Annotated in this window: 18 protein-coding genes; 6 read left to right on the top strand and 12 right to left on the bottom strand. The window is 46.4% G+C overall.

All coding sequences use genetic code 11. The features are described from left to right. Positions 1-131 precede the first annotated feature (131 nt). Together LRP50_RS04265 and LRP50_RS04260 are read right to left on the bottom strand one after the other, a co-directional pair. Complete coding sequence (locus LRP50_RS04265) at positions 132-608, bottom strand: PaaI family thioesterase (protein ID WP_274163249.1); 477 nt, start codon at positions 606-608, stop codon at positions 132-134. A 193-nt stretch (positions 609-801) separates the two neighbouring features. Further along, a complete protein-coding gene (locus LRP50_RS04260) occupies positions 802-1,323 on the bottom strand; it encodes an NUDIX hydrolase (RefSeq protein WP_274163248.1) in 522 nt (173 codons plus the stop codon). A gap of 247 nt (positions 1,324-1,570) precedes the next feature. Here LRP50_RS04260 and LRP50_RS04255 point away from each other — a divergent pair, with 247 nt between their 5' ends. Then, positions 1,571-2,893: a DEAD/DEAH box helicase gene (locus tag LRP50_RS04255; protein WP_274163247.1), complete on the top strand. Its 1,323-nt coding sequence runs from the start codon at positions 1,571-1,573 to the stop codon at positions 2,891-2,893. A 321-nt stretch (positions 2,894-3,214) separates the two neighbouring features. Then, entirely contained in the window at positions 3,215-6,850 is a 3,636-nt protein-coding gene (locus LRP50_RS04250) for a glycosyl hydrolase (RefSeq protein WP_274163246.1), read from the top strand. Between the two features lie 69 nt (positions 6,851-6,919). On the opposite strand, the gene LRP50_RS04245 is transcribed toward LRP50_RS04250, so the two are convergent. The 10 genes from LRP50_RS04245 to aceB form a co-directional block, all read right to left on the bottom strand. Then, positions 6,920-7,141 (bottom strand): hypothetical protein, encoded by a 222-nt coding sequence (locus LRP50_RS04245; protein WP_274163245.1) that lies wholly within the window; start codon positions 7,139-7,141, stop codon positions 6,920-6,922. 99 nt (positions 7,142-7,240) lie between these two features. After that, on the bottom strand, positions 7,241-7,543 hold the full coding sequence (locus tag LRP50_RS04240) for a membrane lipoprotein lipid attachment site-containing protein (RefSeq protein ID WP_274163244.1): 303 nt from the start codon (positions 7,541-7,543) through the stop codon (positions 7,241-7,243). A gap of 102 nt (positions 7,544-7,645) precedes the next feature. Continuing rightward, positions 7,646-8,626 carry a hypothetical protein gene (locus tag LRP50_RS04235; RefSeq protein ID WP_274163243.1) on the bottom strand — a complete coding sequence of 327 codons (981 nt, stop codon included), beginning with the start codon at positions 8,624-8,626 and terminating at the stop codon, positions 7,646-7,648. Between the two features lie 647 nt (positions 8,627-9,273). Next, a complete protein-coding gene (gene guaD, locus LRP50_RS04230; RefSeq protein WP_274163242.1) occupies positions 9,274-10,599 on the bottom strand; it encodes a guanine deaminase in 1,326 nt (441 codons plus the stop codon). A gap of 4 nt (positions 10,600-10,603) precedes the next feature. After that, complete coding sequence (gene xdhC, locus LRP50_RS04225; protein ID WP_274163241.1) at positions 10,604-11,506, bottom strand: xanthine dehydrogenase accessory protein XdhC; 903 nt, start codon at positions 11,504-11,506, stop codon at positions 10,604-10,606. 35 nt (positions 11,507-11,541) lie between these two features. Beyond that, positions 11,542-13,929, bottom strand: a complete 2,388-nt coding sequence (xdhB, locus tag LRP50_RS04220; protein WP_274163240.1) for a xanthine dehydrogenase molybdopterin binding subunit — start codon at positions 13,927-13,929, stop codon at positions 11,542-11,544. After that, complete coding sequence (xdhA, locus tag LRP50_RS04215; RefSeq protein ID WP_274163239.1) at positions 13,919-15,373, bottom strand: xanthine dehydrogenase small subunit; 1,455 nt, start codon at positions 15,371-15,373, stop codon at positions 13,919-13,921. Before xdhA ends, xdhB begins: the two co-directional genes overlap by 11 nt. Before the next feature lie 388 nt (positions 15,374-15,761). Beyond that, the gene (locus LRP50_RS04210; protein WP_274163238.1) at positions 15,762-16,496 is read right to left on the bottom strand and encodes a GntR family transcriptional regulator; all 735 of its coding nucleotides are present in this window, start codon (positions 16,494-16,496) and stop codon (positions 15,762-15,764) included. Between the two features lie 331 nt (positions 16,497-16,827). Continuing rightward, positions 16,828-17,268 carry a GlcG/HbpS family heme-binding protein gene (locus tag LRP50_RS04205; RefSeq protein ID WP_274163237.1) on the bottom strand — a complete coding sequence of 147 codons (441 nt, stop codon included), beginning with the start codon at positions 17,266-17,268 and terminating at the stop codon, positions 16,828-16,830. Between the two features lie 55 nt (positions 17,269-17,323). Then, on the bottom strand, positions 17,324-18,970 hold the full coding sequence (gene aceB / locus LRP50_RS04200) for a malate synthase A (RefSeq protein WP_274163236.1): 1,647 nt from the start codon (positions 18,968-18,970) through the stop codon (positions 17,324-17,326). Between the two features lie 288 nt (positions 18,971-19,258). Here aceB and gcl point away from each other — a divergent pair, with 288 nt between their 5' ends. The 4 genes from gcl (at position 19,259) to LRP50_RS04180 (ending at position 23,568) form a co-directional block, all read left to right on the top strand. After that, positions 19,259-21,046, top strand: coding sequence for a glyoxylate carboligase (gcl, locus tag LRP50_RS04195; RefSeq protein ID WP_274163235.1), 1,788 nt, complete (start codon positions 19,259-19,261; stop codon positions 21,044-21,046). 41 nt (positions 21,047-21,087) lie between these two features. Next, positions 21,088-21,876, top strand: coding sequence for a hydroxypyruvate isomerase (gene hyi / locus LRP50_RS04190; RefSeq protein WP_274163234.1), 789 nt, complete (start codon positions 21,088-21,090; stop codon positions 21,874-21,876). A gap of 4 nt (positions 21,877-21,880) precedes the next feature. Then, positions 21,881-22,771 (top strand): 2-hydroxy-3-oxopropionate reductase, encoded by an 891-nt coding sequence (locus tag LRP50_RS04185; RefSeq protein WP_274163233.1) that lies wholly within the window; start codon positions 21,881-21,883, stop codon positions 22,769-22,771. 182 nt (positions 22,772-22,953) lie between these two features. Further along, positions 22,954-23,568, top strand: a complete 615-nt coding sequence (locus LRP50_RS04180; protein ID WP_274163232.1) for a TetR/AcrR family transcriptional regulator — start codon at positions 22,954-22,956, stop codon at positions 23,566-23,568. Positions 23,569-23,790: the final 222 nt, after the last annotated feature.

Here is a 23,790-nt window from a genome sequence, read left to right as displayed (position 1 = left end):
ACAGACTCCGCTGAATTCGCTTTAATACTTAAGTCTAATAACGAAAACAATAAAAGGGCAAAGAAATAGTTATTTCATTTTAGAGACTTATTGGATTTTTTTGGCCTATCCAGCAAAGTTGTGTGAAAAAATCAGTTTATTGCTTTTACCGATAACGTTAAATCAAAGATCGCCATCGGTTCATCACCATGTAAAGTAGGGCATGTGGCTGTGATTCTGACGGGTTGATTGACACGCTCGCCACTTGCTATTGTCTGATCTAGCATCTCATCGATGAGTTTTCCGTCGTCACATGTGAAGATTACATCTGCCTCTGGACGCTTTAGGAACTCCGCGGTCACTGATTTGAATGCGAGCGATATTTTCTTTCCTCGAGACTCAGATTTACTCATTGCCATAAAACCGCCTGCCACATCAGCGCCAACAGCCAAAACGCCGAAATACATGCTATTCAGGTGATTTTTGTTTCTACGTTTAAGCGGAATTCGAATTTGAACGCGCTCTTCGTTGAGTACAAGAATCTTAGGGCGGCAATACCAAATCAAAGGGACTTTGAAGAATCCGAATAGCTTTAGCATTCGGTTAGCATGGGCAAGAGTCTTTTTCATTGGTCTTCCTTGAGTTGAAATTGCTCCACTTACGTTAATGGCTCAACTGGTCGGATGTCAATGTTAACACTTTGTTTAAAAGGCACGTTGTGATCGACGTGCCGATTACCTAAGCCATGTAGTTGGCTTAGGTCGCAGGGAAAGCCAGTTGGCCAGGATACAAAGGAGGAAAGAGAAACTGACTAGGCGTTACTCAGCCTATGAGCCCTAAGAGTTGAGCACGACAAAATGCGACGATGGTTTTGCTATCTTGAATTTCGTTGCTGGCGATCATATGCGCCACTTCATCTACAGAAAAATGCACAACTTCAATAATCTCGTCTTCATCTAGCTCACCATCAGTGGCACTGACCTGTTTGGCGACATAGAGGTACTGCGTTTCATCACAAAACCCGGGAGCGGGAAGCGATTCTCCAACACTGTGCCATTCCGAAGCCGCTAACTGTACTTCTTCAGACAGTTCGCGTTTTGCACAAGTTTCAGGATGTTCCCCTGATTCCATGGTGCCCGCCGGAAACTCATAGATCCAGCGGTCAATGGAAGGACGATATTGATGAACCATAACCAATTTACCATCGTTTGCGACAGGCAGAATGAGCACTGCGCCGGGGTGTGTCAGCGTAATGTGTTCCGTAATTATTCCGTTTGGCAGGGTTTGTTCGCGAGCTTCAAGCGTGAAACGTTTCCATGCGTAAATAGGGGTAGGAGCTGTCATTAATCGTGTTCTCGCCTTAGTCTGTGAGTCGTTACGCTACATTTCGAAACGCAAATCACCGAAGATTAGATCGTGAATGGCTATGAAAGTGTGATCAAACACAATAAAAATGTGTGGTGCTCAAGAAATATGGTAAGATTTGCCGCTATTTTTTGTGGGTGTATCAGCGTGCGAAGTATCATGAGTAGTGCGCAGTAACGACCTGTATATAAAGAAACATACTATAAAGAAACATTGGAGTATCACCTTGCAATTTGAAGACCTGGGTTTAGACAAACGCCTACTAAAAACCATTGAACATTGGGGTTTTGATTCGGCTACCGATGTTCAGGCATCAGCCATTCCTGTCGTAAATGCAGGAAAAGATCTGTTGGCGTCGTCTAAAACGGGCTCAGGTAAAACACTGGCCTTTTTGCTCCCAGCGATGCAACGCGTTATGCGCGCCAAAGCGTTAACCCGTCGCGACCCTCGCGTTGTCATTCTTGCGCCAACTCGTGAACTGGCAAAGCAAGTATATGGTGAATTGCGCAAACTGATTGCGGGTACACAATACAAAGCCGTGTTGATCCTTGGTGGTGAGAACTTCAATGATCAAGCAAAAGAATTCCGCAAAGATCCAGTATTTGTTGTTGCAACGCCTGGTCGTTTAGCTGACCACCTAGAGCATCGTCACTTGAGTCTCGAAGGGCTAGAAATGCTGATTCTTGATGAAGCTGACCGCATGCTAGATTTGGGCTTTGCACCACAACTAAAAGCAATCAATGCGGCAGCAGGACATCGTCGTCGTCAAACGCTGATGTTCTCTGCAACACTTGACCACCATCAAGTGAACGACATCGCCGCGGATATGCTGAACGATCCAAAGCGTGTTGCGATTGGCTTCGTCAACGAAGAACACAAAGACATCGAGCAGCGCTTCTACTTGTGTGATCACCTCGATCATAAGCAAGCATTGCTTGACCGCGTATTGGCGGATGAAGAATACCAACAGTTGATGGTGTTCACAGCAACACGTGCTGACACTGACCGTCTAGCAAATATCTTCATTGAACGCGGTATTAAAGCCGTTGCGCTGAGTGGCGAATTGAGCCAAAGCGCACGTAATCGCATCATGAATGAGTTTGAGCGTGGTCTGCACAAAGTATTAGTGACGACTGATCTCGCATCGCGTGGGTTGGATATCTCAAACGTTTCACATGTGGTGAATTTCGATATGCCAAAACACTCGGAAGAGTATGTTCACCGTATTGGCCGTACTGGTCGTGCAGGTAACAAAGGTATTGCGATTTCGTTTGTTGGCCCGAAAGACTGGAATAGCTTCAAAAGCATTGAAGGCTTCCTTGATAAGAAAATGACTTTTGCTACCTTCGAAGGGTTGGCTGGTAAATTTAAAGGTTTGGTACCAAAACGTAAGAAAACGTTTAGTAAGAAACCGACTCAAGCGAAGAAAACTAACAAGCCTGCTGCTAAGAAAGACGCGCCGAAGAAGCGTAACAAAAGCTTCTATCAAGGTGTCTCTGTGGGCGAGCAAGTCTTTATGGTTAAGAAGAAAAAGCCTGCAGAAGAGTAATCTTCAACTGATTGAGAAAGCGCCTTTAAAGGCGCTTTTTTTGTATCCGATTTTACCTAATATCGTTGTTCATTCATTGGAACTATAGAGTCATTCCCAAGCAAACGGCTCCCATTATCTTCAACACGATCTTTATCGTGGCACACGATTAATGTCTTATTTGTTGGAAATAAAGAGTAATAATTTCAGAGGTTTCATTAAGTGTGAGCATCCATAAATTTTTTCTTCCAAGGGGACTTATACTCGAAAAAGAAAGCGCTTTCTTTTCAAAGAGGGCCGAATGAGAAATTCCGAATAGTTGTGTAAATAGGACGTATCCCCTTGAATACCATTAAGTCACTTACTCTTTTATGTTTTGTCTCAATATTGTCCGCCTGTGGCGGAGGAGGAGGCGGTGATGAAGCAAGTGCTGGTAACGTGGTCACTCACGAACTTAACGTCACACTGATGAACAAAGACACAAATCAGGGAGTGTTAAATGCCACCGTGAGTGTGGGGGATAAGACCAAAGAAACTGATACGTCGGGCAATGCGTTGTTCTTTCTTCCCAGTGGTAATCATACGCTTTCGATTTCCCACGATGACTACTTGAATGTTAGACGAAACATCAGTGTTAGTGGTTTGCAAGGCGACGTTGAAATTCTATTGACCAAAAAAAGTGTGTCAGACGATGGCTCTGAAGGCGGAGTTGGCTCAGACGGCGGCGATGGCACAGACAGTGGCGATGGCACAGACGGCGGCGATGGCACAGACAGTGGCGATGGCACAGACGGCGGCGATGGCACAGACAGTGGCGATGGCACAGACAGTGGCGATGGCACAGACAGTGGTGATGGCACAGACGGTGGCGATGGCACAGACAGTGGCGATGGCACAGATGGAGGTGATGGCACAGACGGCGGTGATGGCACAGACGGCGGTGATGGCACAGACAGTGGCGATGGCACAGACAGTGGTGATGGCACAGATGGAGGTGATGGCACAGACGGCGGTGATGGCACTGACGGCGGTGATGGCACAGACAGTGGCGATGGCACAGACGGCGGTGATGGCACCGATGGTGGCGAAACCCCTGAAGATACTAATGGTTACGTTTTCCATTCAGAGAATGCTGATTCATTCGATTTTGCTGAATCTGCTGTATCTTGGGGTTCAAAATCATCTATCAATACAACCCCTTCAGACACCACCTATGAGCGCGTCATTCAGGTAACAAGCGGCACGGGATATGGCGTTCCTTATGCTGAACTTGCGTGGGGCAATCGCAATCCAGCAGATGCTATCGATGCGTCGGCGTATAACCAACTTCGTTTTAAAGTGAAGAGTACTTTTGCCACTCAAGTTGAAGTGTCCATTCAGGGCGTGAATAGCACCGAAGATAAAAAGCCTTACGCGATTAATACTGGCACAGCGCTGAGCAATGGCTGGATCGAGATGCAAATACCGTTTCCTGCATTCAACGATTTGACGTGGATCGGATTACAGTTTTCGGGCAACGGCACTGTGTTAGTGGCAGATGTGTACCTTGAGCAGGCTGAAGGTAATGGAAGCGGCTACGAAGGAGACTATAAGATAACCTCTTATGGCGCTGGCAGCATTTCAGACACCTTTAACCCTGATGGATACGGCTGTGCTGAAGATCATGGCTTTTGGGTGTTTAATGCTGGGGTGGTTAAACCCGGTGTAGAATCTTGCTCGAACATTGGTACGCCAACTAAGATATTTCCTCAGCTAGTGCCAGAACTCTCAAATCAACCCGTACCCACACACAAATGGTGGGGGTCGGTATCCTTTCTTGGTGAAATGCGCATTGGTGATCCCGACAGTGCTGCGTATATCACCCCCGATCCTGTTAGCGCACGCATTTCAGAACGTGGCTTCAGAATGCTCGGCATCCCCAGTGGGTTAAGAGGTGCGGTTGATAAGTTTGAATACACGGTGCCAGCGCCATTTGATGAAGTTTTTGATGGTATTACTATCGCCAACTCGCAGTTCACCGATATGGAAGGCTATCTAAAAGATCACAGTGATGGCGCAATGACGGTCGAATGGCGAAACGGAACAACGCCAATCATGGAAGCCACTTTTGTGCATGGCTCACCTTACGTTTATGTGAAAGCGTATCAAGGTGACATTGTGTTGAAAACGCTGAAATCAAATGGCGGTGAAAAAGGCACATTTTCAGATTCAAACAACATGCTTGGCGTGTGGACTAACGTAGCAGGCAATCGCACGAACTTTCTTATTGTGGGCGAGGGTGAAACCACTTTCACTGAAAAAACGAGCAATAGAATTGCCGTTATAAATAGCGCAAAAGAAGCGACCATTGCATTGCTACCAGGCACTGCTGTGCCAAGTAATGCTGTTAGCAATGAGTTTGCCGCGTTGGCGCGCCAAGTTGTACGTGACGTAGAAATTGATTACGAAGTTAACCGCGCCAATAACCAAGTAACAGTCACGCACACCTATTTGGATAATCAAGGCAATGCGATTGAAACCCTCGCAGGTTTACATCCTTTGCACTGGAAAAACAGCAACGTCGCGACAACCAGTTACAAAATGCGCAGTGCGCGTGGCGTGATCAAATTTAGCCAAACTAATGGATTTTCTTACACCATGCCATTTGTTGGCGTATTGCCTTATCTTCCGAGTACGGTTGGCGATTTTGATACAAATACCCTGAAAAATTTGGTAACAGAGTACGTTAACAAAGGCTCGAATGGTTGGAACCCATACACAGACACGTATTGGTCTGGCAAAAGCTATGGTAAAGCCGCCGAGGTGATTGCGATCGCTCGAAGCATCGGTATGACCACTGAAGCGAATACCCTGACGAGCTGGCTAAAAGCCGAGCTGGAAGATTGGTTCAGCGCTGACACCAATGGTGGCTTAGACACCGTGAAATATTTCGTTTATGACGAAACATGGACAACGTTACTGGGTGTAGAAGAATCGTTTGGGACGCATCAACAACTGAATGACCACCACTTTCATTATGGATACTTCGTTCGTGCGGCAGCAGAAATTTGCCGTACTGACAAAGCATGGTGTGGCGCTGATCAGTATGGCCCGATGGTAGAATTGTTGATCCGCGATTATGCCGCGAGTAAAGACGACGATATGTTCCCGTATCTTCGTAATTTTGACCCAGCCAATGGATTTTCATGGGCATCAGGTCACGCTAACTTTGCACTGGGTAACAACAACGAATCGACATCAGAAGCGGCGAACTCTTATGGCGCGATTGTTCTATATGGCCTGATCACGGGTGACGATGAGTTAGTTGAGAAAGGCATGTATTTGCATGCTTCATCAAGTGCAGCATATTGGGAGTACTGGAACAATCTCGACGGCTACCTTAACAAAGGAGCGGATTTCGATAATTTCCCGTCTGGTTACGACAAGATCACTACTTCTATTATCTGGGGAACGGGCGGCGTGTTTTCAACATGGTTCAGTGGGGCTTACGCGCATATCCTTGGCATTCAGGGGCTACCGCTTAATCCATTGGTTTTCCACGTTGGCCTCCACGCCGACTACATGAAAGACTATGTTGAGCTTGGCCTTGCTGAATCAAGTAATGGAAAGCCGTCTGGTTTAGTTGACGGACAGTGGCGTGATATATGGTGGAACCTATGGGCAATGACAGATGCAGACGCAGCGATTGCTGATTATGAAACACGAGGCTCGAACTATGTCACCGAAGAAGGTGAATCAAAAGCGCATACATATCATTGGATCCATACGTGGAAGGCGTTAGGGCACTTGATGACAGGGACTGGATCGTTAACCGCTGATTCACCCACTGCGGTAGCGTTCAAAAATGGCAATCAAATGACTTACGTGGCATATAACTTCCAAAATACCATCCAACAAGTGCAATTTAGCGATGGCACTTCACTGACGGTGCCAGCCAATAGCTTTGGCATTAACACATCAGGCTCTTCGGGGAACTGATATTTGGTGACTCATTCAGCGAGATTTCTCTCGCTGAATGAGCTTTACACTAGCCTATTGTTTAAGGTGTCAGAATGTATAGTTGACCCCTACATAGCCAGCAGGTGCGCTGATTTTCTCACCTTTGTACTTAACGTTGCTTTCTTCAAGGCCAGCTTTAAAGGTGAAGTTGTCAACAAAACCTGAGTCTTCAATTTTCCCCGTTCCTACCGTGACACCAACAAATGGGTTTGCAAATACACCGAATGAGAAACTAGAAAGGAGCAGCAATGCGACAATTGACTTTTTCATTGTAATAGTCATTCCTGAAAATAAAAATTTGATGCGTACCGAACCAGCTCTTAATAATTTATAAAGAGTGAATGTGTATGTTTAGATAATTATTATTTGTTAGTCTGTTATTTTAATCAGCGTTTTGGTTTCGTTATCGAAAGTGAACGCACGTGATTTAAAAGCCATGGTTGAAAAGAAAAAAGGGACAATATCGACGGTTTCACGGTACTCATACACATAAACTGTCGTGTCACCGTTTTTGATGATTTCATCGGGTTCGCCATGGTATGAAACAACACTGTCGATGGTGGTGACGTGGTTTTTAGGTTCAAAAGCATTAAACTTAGCACTTTCGTCAAACGGTGTTGAACATCCAGCCAGTGCTAAAGATAGGCCAATGGCACAAATTAGTTTCTTCATTTTTACTTCCTAATAAAATGATCGAGCGGTTGAAGATTAAATAACCATCTTGGTTTTTCTGGAGATAACCACTGATTGTTACGTGTTGTTGGTTATTTCTTGTCACTGCTTATAAACAAAAAAGTGTTTGTTTAAGTAATCTACCATTGGAATAAATGCTGGGTTTTCCCAGCTTTTTAGAGTCTGGGTTGGAATAAGGGTAGGCGTATCAGTGCCAATCACACCTTTATTCACGAAGCTGCTACCATCGCTGATTTCTATTTCACCGAGGGGAGATGTTTTAGCGCCTTCAACCATGTATTCGTAGACCGTTCCAGCCACTGCACCAGGGTTCATGTCGACACCTGCAGCCTCGTGAATAGGATCGGGGTCATCGTTACAGCCAGCGACTTGGCCGTTAGAATATGGGCAAGGGTCATATTTTGAAATATGAGGAAGGACGATGGGCTGGGCGTTGGCTTGCGCTGCAATATAGGGAACGGCGATGTTAAAGGCGAGATAAGAGATATCGAGTTCATCACCGGCAACAGTTTGGCTATCAATATAATAGTCAAATAACTGCATCATTTTCTGATAGGCGGTTGGCCCCTCTGTTTCGTTGATTCCGGCGTCTTGCGTAAACAACAGTTCCACGCCGTCGACAACACTTTTCCCATTCATAGCGAGTTCGACCGCGAATTCGCCAGCATCAGTTGGGTTAGCACCCGATGGTGGGTCTACGTCATCTTGAGAAGGAATGATGCCAAGGACCAGAGTTTTGGTGTTGAAAGCACTTTGTACGTCTTTGCTCGCCCATGTCATCATATTTGTCACACGTTGAAGTACGGCTTTATGCTCAGAGTCCGTGATCTGCAAAGGATCAAGGTTAAGCACATAAACGCCATGTTTGAATGGGCAATTGTTAACATCTTGTGCAGCGTTGAATTCACAATTATCAATCGATTGATAAATGCTGACAGAGGTGGTGGGAGCAACTGGACCCGTCGGGGGCGTTGGATTGCTTGGAATGGTGAATGTCTCACTGTTACACCCAGCCATTGATAATCCTAGCGTTACTGCAAGGCTTAAACTTCCTGCTCGCATCTTTAAATCCTATAAATACAAAAACACTAAACGATCCTGTCTTTGTGTTCTGTTAATCCTTTTAAGGTATCCATACCCATTGCATATGTTCTGTGAATTACTGCGTGACCAATAAATTCGGCGGCATTATATGAACGGTATTTTTTATTCTCAAGATTAATTTACCTGTTCAAAGTGTGGGAATTTATTCGTAATTACTTATTAAAGGAGTGGGTATTTCGATAGTTTTCAAACATGCAGCAACAAGCTGGCAACAAGGACGGTTTCTAACAAACCTGTTCGATAATGTTGTTAAATGCATCGATTTGCTGTGAAACGGTAACGATGCTTTGGCGTATGAAACAATGTGCTTGATAAAGAATGACGATCTATCTGCAAATATGGAAGGGGTTGGCCTAGAAACATGCGCTTCGTGTTATCTTGCTGCATGACAATTTTAACAATTTAAGATCATTTAAGTGCTCATTATTTGAACGCACTGGTCGGGTTTATGATTCATTGTTCAAAATGGGATACGCTAAGTGTGACTTGGTTACCAGATTGATTTGTCTGAGAACAAAACCAGATGATTAACGGTTTGGGGGGAAGCCTTGCGTTTCTGCGATTGCAGAAACGCAATAATACTGTTTGTAGATGTGTCGCCGCTGTTAAACGTGGTGAGTGGAATAAATGGATTGTCCATATGAGAAGGTGTCACATACTGTTCGGTCATCACCGAGTGTCATTAGAACAAACAGTTTATCCTCCAGTGAATGCGCGTGCTCTATTCGAAACTTCATAAGTTGAGTGGCATGAAGATCGAGTACGACAAAGTCGGCTTCTTTACCTGATTCGAAATTGCCGATCATGTGATCGAGAGACAAAGCCTTTGCTCCTCCAAGTGTGGCTTGGTAGAGCGATTTTAGCGGATGCAGTTTTTTGCCCTGTAGCTGTAAGACTTTGTATGCTTCGCTCATGGTTTGCAGCAGAGAAAAGCTCGTACCTGCACCAACGTCTGTTCCCATCCCCACTTTGATACCTTTGGCTTCCATTTCAGCAAGTGGAAACAGGCCAGAACCGAGAAATAGATTTGAGGTTGGGCAAAATGCAATAGCTGAATCGGTTTCTTGAAGTCGAGTACATTCACCTTCACAAAGATGAATGCCATGGGCGAATACCGATCGGCTGGAAAGCAGGTTATGTTGATCGTAGACATCCAAATAGTTTTTGCTATCAGGAAACAGAGACTTTACCCATTCGATTTCTTGAAGATTTTCAGATAGGTGAGTGTGCATGTATACATCGGGATATTCTTTGAGTAATTTGCCAGCCAAACGCAGTTGCTCTGAGGTGCTTGTAGGGGCAAAGCGTGGTGTGACAGCATAAAGCAATCTGCCCTTATTGTGCCATTTTTCGATCAGACTTTTGCTGTCCTCATAGCCTGATTCAGGTGTGTCTGTCAGATCTTCTGGGGCATTTCTGTCCATCAGGACTTTGCCTGCGATCATGCGAAGGTTTCGTTTTTCCGCTTCTTGAAAAAACTCATCGACTGAGGCTTTATGCACTGTGCCAAAAACCAGTGCCGTCGTGGTGCCATTGCGCGCAAGTTCATCCAAAAACTGGATAGCGACTTCCCGGGCATAGTCTGTATCCGCAAAACGTTTCTCTTCAGGGAAGGTATAGTTGTTTAACCAATCGAGAAGTTGCTCGCCATAGGCAGCAATCATACCTGTCTGAGGATAGTGAATGTGGGTATCGATAAAACCCGGTGTGATCAATTTATCTTTAAATTCGACAACTTCAATACTGGCATCCAGTGTTGGCAGTATATCTTCTGCATAACCGACACTAACAATATGACCGTCGGCAACGACTAAAATACCGTCTTCAAAGTATTGATAAGAGTCTTCCAAACCCACGTCCGTTGGGTTGGCAAGGCTATGCAGTATGGCAGCGCGAAAGGCTTTCGCCGGATGAGTTTTTGGGTCATTCATTCCTTTATGCCCTTATTTTTTCGTTATTATTCTTATCGTTATGCTCTAGCTCTATATCAAGCTTAGGCTTTGTAGACAGGGTAGAGACTTTTTCAGTCAGTTTCTGTGGTAAGTGATCTCGTTTGCTGGAGATGTGCTCACCTTGATAACAAGCGATCAATTCGCCCGCGACGGAAACTGCAATTTCTGCGGGGTGTTTACCTTTTACCGCCTCGATACCGATAGGGCAGATCATGGTGTTAATCGCTTCATCGTTAAACCCACGTTCTTTCAAGCGAAAATCAAAACGTTTCCGTTTAGACAGCGAACCAATTAAACCGAAATAGCGACTGTCTCCGCGTTTTAGAATGGCTCGGCAAAGGTCAAAATCCAGTTGATGGTTATGGGTTAACACCAAATACATACAGTTGGTTGGTAGGTTAGCCACTTCACCGACTGGGTCGTCACTCAATAGCATTTCAACGTTGTCAGGAATTTGAGCAGGAAATTGCGCTTCACGCTCATCAATCCATATCACCTTGAATGGCAGAGTTGCGAGAATATGAACTAGCGCTTTGGCAACATGGCCAGCACCGAAAAGAGCCAGTATATGTCGTTGTTGTCCAATGGGTTCGAAACTTAGTGTGACAATGCCACCGCAACATTGTCCTAGTCTTGCGCCTAGGTTGAACCGCTCGATTTTCATCTCGCTATCACCGTGCGATAGCATCTCTTGTGCGGCTTTCATTGCAACGTGTTCAAGATGCCCGCCACCAATGGTGGCAATGACCTCGTTCTCTGTCACCAGCATTTTCGTGCCTGCGCCACGTGGCACTGAGCCCTTGTCTTCGAGTACCGTTACCATCACACAGGGCGTGCCTTTGGCTTCAAAGTCAGCCAGTGCCTGGATCCAATTGTCTTTAAACATCACTGTTCTCCAATCCATGGTTCTGGGTTATCTGCTTAGAGCGAAAAATCCGCGGCAGATTTGCCTTTACGAGCCTGCTTGATGGCGTTGTAAACCTGCTCGGGTGTGGCGGGGGCAGGAAGGTGCGGGATTTCCCCGTCTTCAGCAACACTCACAATGGCATCGCGAATCGCGCTCCATACCGAAATCGCCAACATGAAAGGAGGTTCGCCCACGGCTTTGGAGTGGAATACCGTGTCTTCGGCGTTGGTGCGGTTTTCGACCAAACGTGTGTTAAAGATTTCCGGTGTGTCTGCGACAGCTGGGATTTTGTAGCTTGCCGGGCCTGCAGTCATCAACTGGCCTTTATCGTTCCACACTAACTCTTCGGTTGTCAGCCATCCCATGCCTTGAATAAAGCCTCCTTCAACCTGACCAACATCTATCGCTGGGTTAAGTGACGCCCCCACGTCGTGAAGAATGTCAGCACGGAGCACTTTGTATTCCCCTGTTAGGGTATCAATAATCACTTCAGAGCAAGACACGCCATAAGCAAAGTAATAGAAGGGACGTCCACGGGCTTTTTCGTGATCGTAGAAAATCTTCGGTGTGCGATAAAAACCAGACGCCGCTAGCGAGATCTGGTTAAACCAACATAGCTCCGTAAAATCGGCAAACGTTAGGGTTTTCTTGTCGCCAATCGACACAATGCCATTGCTGAAATTTACGTCTTCGGGGGCAACATCAAAATGAGTGGAAGCAAAATTTACCATACGCTCTTTGATGATCAGCGCAGCATTCTGTGCTGCTTTACCATTAAGGTCAGTACCAGACGACGCTGCAGTGGGTGATGTGTTTGGCACTTTTTCAGTATTGGTGGCCGTGACTTGAATGGTGCTGATATCCACATTGAAGGTTTCCGCGACGATTTGGGCGACTTTGGTGTTTAATCCTTGGCCCATCTCCGTGCCGCCGTGGTTAAGTGAAATGCTACCGTCGGTGTACACAGTCACGAGCGCACCCGCTTGATTTAGGAAGGTTGCCGTAAATGAGATACCAAATTTCACTGGCGTAATAGCAATGCCTTTTTTCAGGATTGGGCTATTGGCGTTGAATTCCGCAATCGATTTTCGTCTTGCTTGATAGTCGCACTCTGATTCCAAGTCTGACGTCATGTCATGAATAAAATTATCTTCCACTTTCTGGTAATAGTGGGTTTCATCACGGCCTTCGACTTCTGCGCCGTAGTAGTTGGTTTTGCGTACATCGAGAGGATCTTTGCCAAGATGGTAAGCGATAGTGTCCATCACGTGCTCAATGGTCATCATCCCTTGAGGGCCACCGAATCCACGATAAGCCGTGTTTGAAGCGGTATTGGTTTTTACGCAATGCCCTGTGACAGTGGCGTTGCCAAGATAATACGCGTTGTCTGAGTGGAACATGGCGCGATCGACGATGGAGCGAGATAAATCTGGGGAGTGTCCTGCATTGCCAGATACCACGATCTCAATTCCTTCAATCAAACCATTGTCATCAAAACCGACTTTGTATTGGTTGAAGAAAGGGTGTCGTTTGCCCGTCATCATCATGTCTTCACGACGAGGAAGACGGAATCTCACTGGTTGTCCGGTTTGAATAGCGAAAACCGCTGCAATACAGGCAGGGCCAGCAGCTTGTGTCTCTTTACCACCAAATCCACCACCCATTCGGCGCATATCAATGAGCACTTTGTGCATAGGAACACCAAGAACCGATGACACAAGCTTTTGTACTTCAGTCGGGTTTTGGGTGGAGCAATAGACAATCACACCACCATCTTCGGTCGGAACAACACTAGAAACCTGCGTCTCTAAATAGAAGTGCTCCTGACCGCCAACATGCAGTGCCCCTTCTAAGACATGATCAGCGTTGGCGATAGCAGCGGCAGAATCACCACGTTTTTGAGTGTGGCTGTCAGTAACAAACAGTTCTTGAGCCAATGCTTCTTCTACATCTAGCGCGGCTGGCAAGAGTTCGTATTCAACAATGGCGGCTTCTGCACCTTTGCGGGCGTTGTCGAGACTGTCAGCAGCTACGGCAATCACAGGTTGTCCAACATACACCACTTTGCCGTCTGCTAGCATTGGGTCGCCAGGAAGGATCGGGCCGATATCTAGCTCACCAGGCACATCTTCTGAAGTTATAACACTTCGTACACCAGCAACATGATAGCAAGGGGACACATCAAGCTTGGTGATGTTTGCATGTGCATGTGGGCTCATCAATGCATAAACGTGCAGTTGATTTGGAAATTCGTTGCGGTCATCAATATACAGAGCTTCACCGGAAACCTGCTTCTCAGCACTTTCATGCTTCACGGATTTACCGACACCTGTCATTAGTCCGGCTTTGGCCTGAGTGGTCATTTCTTCCATTGTCATGGAGGGAATTGTTTTACGAGACATAATGAATAACCCTCGTTTCTATCGTGTTACCAGCCGCGGTATAAGTGAGTTCGGTATATAAGCGATAAAGTAAATTAGCGGCCGTTTCCGCTCGATATTCTTTGGTGGCTCTTACATCCGATATTGGTGAAAAGTCACTAGCCAATGCTGTCATCGCCGCTTGGATCGTGGTTAAGGAGAGCGGCTTGCCGATCAATGCTTGTTCACAGTGAGTGGCGCGAGCTGGAATGGCAGCCATACCGCCAAACGCCACACGCACTTCTGTGACAGTGTCACTATCGAATTTCAGGTGAAATGCAGCACACACCGCCGAAATATCATCATCAAAGCGCTTGGAGATCTTGTACGCTTTGAATACTTGGTCTGGCAACGGTTTGGGTACACGAATCGTTTGGATAAACTCAGACGCTTGCAACGCAGTGACTTTGTAGTCTTTGAAGAAATCTTCCAGCGCGATCTCACGTGCTGTTTCTCCACGTCTAAGCGTGATTGTCGCACCCAGCGCAATCAACAACGGCGGCCCATCACCAATCGGAGAAGCATTGGCAATATTTCCGCCAATCGTGCCTTGGTTGCGGATTTGCAGAGAAGCAAAACGCTGGATCAGTGCACCGAAATCAGGGTAGTGCGGTTCAAGCGAACGATACACATCGGTTAACGGGACATTGGCACCGATTTCAATGTGCGTGTCAGTCTCGTTCACGGTTTTGATGTCTTCGACATGCCCGAGGTAAATCAACTTATCAATGTCACGATGAAATTGCGTGACTTCTAACGCCAAATCAGTGCCACCTGCTAACAGTTTGGCATTGGGGTGCGCCATCAAGGTTTTGGCTAGTTCGTCACTGTTGGTCGGGGTGAAAGCCGTCTTGCCATCAGCATGATGTTCAAGTTCGGGTTTACCAATGGCATTGAGCTTTTCAACTGTTTCTCGCTCGTAATCGGAGAACTGATCGCGGATGGGCGCTTCTTGACTGAGTGATAACGCCGCTTCAACGATAGGTCGATAACCCGTGCAACGACAAAGATTGCCAGCGAGCGCTTCATAGGTATCTTCTTTATTGGCGTTCGGCGTGTTTTTGGTGAGCGCGAACATCGACATGATAAAACCCGGAGTGCAGTACCCGCACTGGCTACCATGAAAATCGACAATGGCCTTTTGAACGGGATGAAGCGACTCTTTGGTTCGTAGATCTTCCACGGTAATTAGTTGTTTTCCGTGAAGTGCCGAAACAAAGGTGAGGCAGGAGTTCAGGCTGCGGTATTCAAGCTTGCCATCTACCACCTCGCCCAACACGACGGTGCATGCCCCGCAATCACCGGAACCACACCCTTCCTTTGTGCCTGTCTTGCGCACATGTTCGCGAAGGTAATTCAATACAGTTAGGTTTGGAGAAATATCCTTTTCTTCCTGCAAGGTCTGATTTAAGAGAAAACGGATCACATGGCCTCCATGACAGTTAGCATCCACTGATTACAAATTAGTCATTTCTGACCGTTCGGTCAACTTTATGTTAACAGTGTGTTTACATGCCTGTAGTGTCGGAAAAGACTGAAAAATCAATCAGTACCTTACTTATTTGGTAATAATTAACGAAAATGGTAAACAATAATTGTATACAATCTGTGATGGTGATCGTCTGTAAGTATTGAAAATTACAGTGAGACCCACTGTGTTATAGAGAGGAAAATAGGAAAAGCTTACTTTGAAAGGTGAGGTCATGACCGCATAAGGGACGATGAGGAGAATAGCAGAATCGATAAATAATATGATTAACCATTGCTCAATATTCCCCACCATACAGTAGGTTCAGCAGGGCAATGGCTAAGGGTTATGCTTTCTTCTTTAGGACATTAGAGAAAACAGCGTGAAGATCTTGTGTACTGATTTCGTCATGAAGGTTGAGTTTTGATTTGATGTGTTCAAGGTGCGTTCTCATCAAAGAAACTGCTTTATCTTTATCTCGAGCTTCTATGGCGTCTAGCAGTTGCGTGTGTTCATCATAAGAGCAGTTATGCTGTTTGCTTGATTCATATAGTGCAATGATCAGTGAACATTGAGACACCAAACTACGCTGGAAGCTCATCAATGGCAGGTTGTCTGCCATGGCTGCTAGCTCTATATGAAACTCTCCAGAAAGACGAATGCTTCGTCCGGTATCGTTCAGTGCAATGGCTTCGTGTTCTTCTGCAACCATGGCTCGACACTTTGCGATTTGTTCGCCAGTGGCGTGTTCCGCGGCGAGTTCAACAATGGCTAATTCCATCACTTCGCGTGCTTTCAGTATTTGCATGGCTTCATCAACAGAAGGAGAAGCAACGATGGAGCCACGGTTGGGACGAGTGCTAACAACTTGCTCAACAGATAGACGCAGCAATGCGCGTCGGATGATGGTGCGGCTGACACCAAAAATCTCGCCTAAAGCTTCTTCGCTTAGTTTGGTGCCAGGTGGGAGACGTTGTTCAAGAATGGCATCAAATATATGGCCGTATACAACGTCATCTTGCGTCATCTTAGGGGACGCCGATTTACTCTTTTTTGAGGTTGCTTTGAGAAGCCCTGTCATGCCGTTTTCCCTATTACGACTCGTCGTCTGTCACGAGTCTGCTGTCAACTAACGTTCTAAAAGCGAACGTAAAAAACTGAAGTTTATGATTATTAGGTTTTGTATAAGAATAGCCGAAGTGATTGTACAATATCGACGCAATTATTGTATTGGTGAGATTTATCTTTGCGGGATGGGTTCTATTTAGTCATACCGCACGTGAAGCGCAGAATCATGACTTATGAATAGCCACAGAAGTGACAGGGAATAGCTGAGGGAGGTGTAGTGCACTCAGTCATGCATGTATGTTTGGGTATACCTAACTCCCGGAAACGAGAGTTAGGCGAGGTTTCTATGAGTTTAACGCGTGGTCAGTACTGAAGTGCGCAGCAATAATTCCAGCGATGGCGACTTCTTCGTCGGTGTCTGAGATATCACCTGAAACCCCTACAGCACCAAGCAGAGTGGATTGCTGATCACGGATAAGTACACCTCCGGGTACTGGCACGAGATTGCCATGTGCGAGCGTCGAAACTGACGATATAAAACTGGGTCTTGCTTGTGCATCATCAGCGATTTTCCTAGATGAACAGCCCAGCGCTAAGGCGCCCCATGCTTTACCAATTGCAATTTCAGGACGCATCATGCTCGAACCATCTTGTCGCTGAAGAGAAATCAACGCGCCTCCTTTGTCCAAAATAGCAACGGTGAGTGGGGCGGTATTTCGGTTTTGCGCGGCAAGAAATACCTGGTCGGTAATATCCAGTGCGTTTGTCATCGTCAGATTTTCCATTGAGCTCTCCTAGAAGTGAACGGAGGCAGCATGATCCTGCTGCCGCCAATACGTGTTATTCGAGTTCTGCGTAGCAAGGAATGGTTAGGAAGTCCGCAAATTGGGTGTTAGTTGACAGGGCGAAGAGCAGTGCTGATGCATGATCAAATTTCCTACTCTGATCATGGCCAACTGACGCTTTCATTTCGTCCACTTCTTGATCAAGCCACGTTCTAAAAATCTCGGTGGTGAACGGACGATCATCATCAAGTGATACTTGATGCTTCAACCACTGCCAAATATTTGCACGGGAGATTTCTGCGGTGGCAGCATCTTCCATCAAGCCGTAAATTGGCACACAGCCTATGCCGCGTAACCAAGACTCCATATATAGCACCGCAATGCGGATGTTCTTTCTTACGCCTTGCTCGTCTTTTGGTCCTTTGCTCGGTTGCAGCAGAAGGTCTTTGCCGTATGTGCCGTCAGGGATGAAGTGACGCTGGTGGGTCGAACCGTTGAGATACTCATCGAAAACTTCTCGAGCTAGAGAGACCAAGTGCGGATGAGCTACCCAAGTGCCGTCATGGCCATTGGTGGCTTCTCGGCGTTTGTCGGCGATCACTTTCTGGGTGACACTCGCCATTTCTGCCGGATCTTTTGAAGGTATAAATGCAGACATACCCCCAATGGCTAATGCGCCGCGGCGGTGACAGGTTTGGATCAGTCGCTTGCTATAGGCTTCTAAAAATGGTTGATCCATGCCAATAGCATGGCGATCAGGCAAAATGCGGTCAGTATGATTCTTGAGGGTTTTGATGTAGCTGAAAATGTAATCCCAACGTCCGCAATTCATGCCAACGATATGCTTGCGCATGGCATACAGCATTTCATCCATCTGAAATACAGCGGGAAGCGTTTCCAACAATACGGTGGCCCTAATCGTCCCTGTCTCTGCACCAAAGTAATCCTCAGTAAAGTCGAAAATTGATTCCCACCATGCTGCTTCTTCCATTGACTCGAGCTTAGGTAAATAGAAATACACCCCTTGCCCTGATTCTTTTCTGCTTTGGTGGTTATGGAAAAAGTACAAGCCGAAATCCATTAAACTGGCAGGCATTGCTTTGCCATCAAATAGAATGTGTGCCTCTTCTAGGTGCAAACCACGAGGGCGATGGATCAAGGTAGCGGGGCTGTCTGCAAGTTGATAGTGCTTGCCGTTTTTAGGGTCAGTAAACGCAATCGTGCCAGTATTGGCATCGCGCATGTTGATTTGGCCATTGATCATGTTTTCCCATGTCGGCGACGTTGCATCTTCGAAGCAGCACATGAAAACATTGGCGCCAGAGTTTAGTGCGTTAATAACCATCTTTCGATCGATCGGACCTGTAATCTCAACACGACGGTCGAGCAGGGCATTTGGCACTGTATCCACTCTCCAATTCGGGTCATCACGAATATGCTGTGTATCGGCTCGAAAATCTGGCAGTGAGCCGCTGTCATATTCAGCCTGTTTTGCTTTTCGTGTATTGAGCAGTGCGTAAAGATCATCCGCAAAATTCACACATAGGGCTTCCAAAAATGCTAATGCCTTCTCGTCGAGGATCATTTTGGCTTCATCGCTAAAAAGCGAACCAATGACTTCTAGCCTTGATGCAGTCGTGTTGAGTCGATGTGTTTGGCGTTGTTTTTGCTGGTGTTCTGGGTTGCTCTGAATGTCATGCATCGGCAAGGTCCTTCACTAATGTATACAATAAATCTAATTATGGTGTTTTATTATTTGTTTTATAGTGAACAATAAAAGCACAATGTTAATGCGATGTGAATAGCAATCTTTCCTAATCTCTGATATTTCGTGAGTTGTCAGACCACACTGTCTATGCCCAGCCTGATGCCACATAAGCTGGATCTCAATCTTCTCTTGTTGGCAAAATGTTAAAAAAGCCTTGCGGTTAAAATTTATTCGATCTAAAAATACAACAACGTTAAAAATTGTATACAAAAGGAGTTTTGCATGGCAAAGATGAGAGCGATTGATGCAGCCATAGAAGTGTTAAAGCGTGAAGGGGTGGTGAAAGCATTTGGTGTTCCAGGGGCTGCCATTAACCCTTTTTATTCAGCATTGAAGAAGGTAGGAGGGATTGATCATGTGTTAGCGCGTCATGTTGAAGGAGCTTCACACATGGCGGAAGGGTATACGCGAGCAAATGCGGGAAATATTGGTGTTTGTATTGGGACATCTGGCCCAGCAGGCACCGATATGATCACAGGGCTATATTCCGCACAAGCAGACTCAATTCCTATTCTTTGTATCACAGGGCAGGCGCCAAGAGCGCGTCTTCATAAAGAAGATTTTCAAGCTGTTGATATTGAGTCAATAGCGCGTCCAGTCACCAAATGGTGTTCAACCGTGATGGAGCCAGCACAAGTCCCACGGGCGATTCAGCATGCTTTTCAGGTGATGCGTTCTGGTCGTCCGGGTCCTGTGTTGATAGACCTGCCTTTGGATGTTCAGCTTGCTGAGATCGAATTCGATATTGATAGCTATGAGCCTCTTGAACCCTACAAACCCGCGATGACACGATACCAAGCGGAAATGGCGTTGAAAATGCTCAATGAGGCAGAACGTCCGTTAATCGTTTCAGGCGGCGGTGTGATTAATGCCAATGCATCCGAGCTGCTGCAAGCGTTCGCGGAAATTCTCGGCGTACCGGTTATTCCTACTTTGATGGGATGGGGGAGTATCGCGGATGATCACGAACTTATGGCGGGCATGGTGGGGCTTCAAACGTCTCATCGCTACGGCAATGCATCCATGCTGGCTTCTGACTTGGTATTTGGCGTTGGCAACCGTTGGGCGAATCGCCACACGGGATCGGTTGATGTTTATACCGAAGGCAGAAAATTTGTTCACATCGACATTGAACCGACTCAAATTGGGCGTGTTTTCTGTCCGGACCTCGGCATCGTGTCTGACGCCCATGCAGCTTTGTCACAACTCGTTGAGGTCGCCAAAGAATGGAAATCACAAGGTCGCCTGAAAGATCACAGCGATTGGGTGAGTGATTGTCAGCAGCGTAAAGCCACCATGCTGCGCAAAACCCACTACACCGAGCAGCCAGTGAAACCGATGCGCGTATACGAAGAAATGAATCGAATTTTTGACCGTGATACTTGCTACGTGAGCACCATAGGTCTTTCACAAATTGCCGCCGCGCAGTTTCTGCATGTCTATAAGCCTCGTCATTGGATCAACTGCGGGCAGGCTGGTCCATTAGGTTGGACAGTGCCTGCCGCATTGGGCGTTCGTGCTGCGGATCCAAAACGCCAAATTGTTGCGATATCGGGTGATTATGATTTCCAGTTCATGATTGAAGAGCTCGCTGTTGGGGCGCAATTTAAGCTGCCGTATATCCACGTATTGGTGAATAACTCTTACCTTGGCTTAATCCGTCAGGCTCAGCGTCAATTCGATATTGATTACTGCGTGCAACTGGCATTTGAAAATCAGAATGCCCCTGAATTGGCAGACTATGGTGTCGATCATGTAGCTGTCGTGGAGGGTTTAGGTTGTAAGGCAATCAGGGTTAGAGAGCCAGATCAAATTGCGTCAGCCTTTAAGAAAGCCAAAGTGCTAATGGAAAAACATCAAGTGCCCGTGGTGGTAGAAATCATCTTAGAAAAAGTCACTAACATCTCGATGGGTGTGGAAATTAATGCCGTGAATGAATTTGAATCGATTGCTGAATCTATTGCCGATGCCCCTACCGCTTTGTCGGCACAAAACCGAGATGCTGTATAGCCAAAGGCTGCTCAGAAAAGCTTGATGATAAGGAGATAACGATGCCAAAACTTGCTGCCAATTTATCCATGCTATTTACCGAATTGCCATTCATTGAACGCTTCAGCGCCGCTGCTAAAAGTGGGTTCAAGGGAGTTGAGTATCTATTTCCCTATGCGTTTAACGCGCAGGAACTTAAAGCGGAACTTGATAAAAACCAACTGAAACAAGTGCTGTTCAACCTCCCATCGGGCGATTGGGACAACGGTGACCGAGGTATTGCTGCTGATCCTTCCCGAGTCGAAGAGTTTCGTGCAGGTGTGCCGACGGCGATTGAATACGCCAAGGTACTTGCATGCGACCAAGTAAACTGTCTGGCAGGCATTGTGCCACAGGGCGTCACTCAAGAAGACGCAGAAGCGACCCTGATTGAGAACCTGAAATTTGCCAATGAACAGTTGGAAAATGCGGGAATAAGGCTTGTGATTGAGGCTATCAACACCCGTGACATTCCGGGCTTTTCGCTCACCAATACCCAACAGGCATTGAGAATTTGTGATGTGGTGGGCAGTGACAACATTTCGCTGCAATACGACATCTACCACATGCAAATTATGGAAGGCGATATCGCCCAAACGATGGCTTCCTCACTCAACCGCATTGGTCATATTCAAATTGCCGATAACCCAGGTCGACATGAACCAGGGACGGGTGAATTGAACTACCACTTCCTGTTTAAACATATTGACAGCATGGGTTATCAAGGTTGGGTGGGCTGTGAGTACAAACCTGCGACGACAACACAAGAAGGTCTGACATGGCTATCTGATCATAACCAGAATGAGGAGTAAACAAATGACGACAATTGCGTTTATTGGTACAGGCATTATGGGCAAGCCTATGGCAGAGAACCTGCAAAAGGCAGGTTATCAACTTCATCTTTCTGAACGTCGTTCTTCAGCACCAAACACCTTGAAAGAAGGTGGCGCTAAAACCTTCGCCACCCATCGAGAAGCCGTTCAGGATGCAGACTTCATCATCATTATGGTGCCTGATACGCCGCAGGTTGATGAGGTACTGTTCGGCGCAGAAGGGATTGAAGCCGCGTTAGATGCATCGAAAACCGTGATCGACATGAGCTCAATTTCTCCGATTGAAACTAAGCAGTTTGCTGCTCGCGTAAAAGAAAGCGGCGCAGCGTATTTAGATGCGCCCGTGTCTGGCGGAGAAGTGGGGGCAATCAATGCCACGCTGACTATCATGGTGGGTGGCGCTGAAACTGATTTCGAGAAAGCATTTCCTTTGTTCGGTGCCATGGGTCAAAACATCAATTTGGTGGGTGACTGCGGCGCTGGGCAAGTGTGTAAAGTAGCAAACCAAATCATTGTCGCGTTGAACATAGAGGCGGTGTCGGAAGCATTGGTATTTGCTTCCAAAGCAGGTGCCGATCCAGCACGTATTCGCAACGCCTTGCTTGGCGGTTTTGCCAATTCCAAAGTGCTGGAAGTACACGGGGAGCGCATGGTGAAAGGTACTTTTGACCCCGGATTTAGAATTCGCCTTCACCAGAAAGATTTGAATCTCGCTTTAACGGGAGCCAAGGCTCTGGGTGTCGCATTGCCCAATACCCAATCAGCCCAAGATCTCTTTGGCTTGTGCGCAGAGCAAGGCGGTCAGGATTGGGATCATTCCGCGCTGATTAAAGCCATTGAATCCCTTTCAGACCATAATATTCGCGGCGAGTAGCACGGTTTAAGCTTTACCGAGTTTTGTTTTAGATATCATATCGGTCCTTTGATATTTGCCCGCTTCTTTCACGACGGGCTTTTTTTTGTTTCATTTATCGTGAATTCCACCAGTGTGACTGGATGATTCGCCGTTGATTCATTAGAGTTGAGCTAAGCACTTAATGAATCCATGGACGGTCAATGTCACGCATCAGGGCGAAAAATCAGGAAAAGATCATCGACGTTGCCAGCCAACTGTTCGCTGAAAAAGGCTATGCTGCCACGACAACCGCCGAAATTGCCCAACGCGCTGAAATCCCCAAGCCCAACCTCTATTACTACTTCAACACCAAAGATAACCTCTACCGCGCCGTATTGGAGAGCGTCACCTTGCCGTTGCTCGAAGCCTCATTGCCGATTGAGCAATTGGATGACCCAAGAGAAGCGCTGACCCAATACATTCGCACCAAACTTCGAATTTCCCGTGACCACGCCTCCGCATCAAAAACCTTTGCTGCCGAAGTCATGGCCGGTGCGCCGCATTTACCGAGAGACATTGCAGAAGCCTTGATCGATCAATCCAAAATGATCCTCAACAAGTTTGATTATTGGATTACCCAAGGCTGGATGGACCCTGTTCCCGCCAAGCATTTGATGTTTATGCTTTGGTCTTCCACCCAAACCTACGCTGACTTCAACTGGCAGATTTGCCAAGTGAGCGGACAATATGAACTCGACGACGAAGACTTCGAACAAGCCGCAGAGTTTTTGGTCAATCTGGTATTGAAAGGGTGCGGGGTGAAGCATGCGGATTGAAGGATTATTTCAGGAAACTGAGCTATCTCATAACTGACCTGTTTCGCAACCGTGAAAATTGCTAAATTGAAATGCATATTTCACGTTTAACTGCGATGTGAATCATGCTGCTATTTATGCGGCTTGTGGTAATTTTATGGCCAAATTTTAGGCTGTAACACCTACGTTAATTATCAATAAATATATGGTGGAAGAACCAGTGTTATAGATAGATATGCAATT

This window comes from Enterovibrio gelatinilyticus (assembly GCF_028683095.1).
GTDB lineage: Bacteria > Pseudomonadota > Gammaproteobacteria > Enterobacterales > Vibrionaceae > Enterovibrio > Enterovibrio gelatinilyticus.
This window is presented reverse-complemented; position numbering and strand designations above follow the sequence as displayed.

Excerpts from the sequence above, each read along its gene's own strand:
- LRP50_RS04265 (WP_274163249.1), bottom strand. The coding sequence starts at position 608 with ATGAAAAAGACTCTTGCCCATGCTAACCGAATGCTAAAGCTATTCGGA.
- LRP50_RS04260 (WP_274163248.1), bottom strand. The coding sequence starts at position 1,323 with ATGACAGCTCCTACCCCTATTTACGCATGGAAACGTTTCACGCTTGAA.
- LRP50_RS04245 (WP_274163245.1), bottom strand. The coding sequence starts at position 7,141 with ATGAAAAAGTCAATTGTCGCATTGCTGCTCCTTTCTAGTTTCTCATTC.
- LRP50_RS04240 (WP_274163244.1), bottom strand. The coding sequence starts at position 7,543 with ATGAAGAAACTAATTTGTGCCATTGGCCTATCTTTAGCACTGGCTGGA.
- LRP50_RS04235 (WP_274163243.1), bottom strand. The coding sequence starts at position 8,626 with ATGCGAGCAGGAAGTTTAAGCCTTGCAGTAACGCTAGGATTATCAATG.
- guaD (WP_274163242.1), bottom strand. The coding sequence starts at position 10,599 with ATGAATGACCCAAAAACTCATCCGGCGAAAGCCTTTCGCGCTGCCATA.
- xdhC (WP_274163241.1), bottom strand. The coding sequence starts at position 11,506 with ATGTTTAAAGACAATTGGATCCAGGCACTGGCTGACTTTGAAGCCAAA.
- xdhB (WP_274163240.1), bottom strand. The coding sequence starts at position 13,929 with ATGTCTCGTAAAACAATTCCCTCCATGACAATGGAAGAAATGACCACT.
- LRP50_RS04210 (WP_274163238.1), bottom strand. The coding sequence starts at position 16,496 with ATGACAGGGCTTCTCAAAGCAACCTCAAAAAAGAGTAAATCGGCGTCC.
- LRP50_RS04205 (WP_274163237.1), bottom strand. The coding sequence starts at position 17,268 with ATGGAAAATCTGACGATGACAAACGCACTGGATATTACCGACCAGGTA.
- aceB (WP_274163236.1), bottom strand. The coding sequence starts at position 18,970 with ATGCATGACATTCAGAGCAACCCAGAACACCAGCAAAAACAACGCCAA.
- gcl (WP_274163235.1), top strand. The coding sequence starts at position 19,259 with ATGGCAAAGATGAGAGCGATTGATGCAGCCATAGAAGTGTTAAAGCGT.
- hyi (WP_274163234.1), top strand. The coding sequence starts at position 21,088 with ATGCCAAAACTTGCTGCCAATTTATCCATGCTATTTACCGAATTGCCA.
- LRP50_RS04185 (WP_274163233.1), top strand. The coding sequence starts at position 21,881 with ATGACGACAATTGCGTTTATTGGTACAGGCATTATGGGCAAGCCTATG.
- LRP50_RS04180 (WP_274163232.1), top strand. The coding sequence starts at position 22,954 with ATGTCACGCATCAGGGCGAAAAATCAGGAAAAGATCATCGACGTTGCC.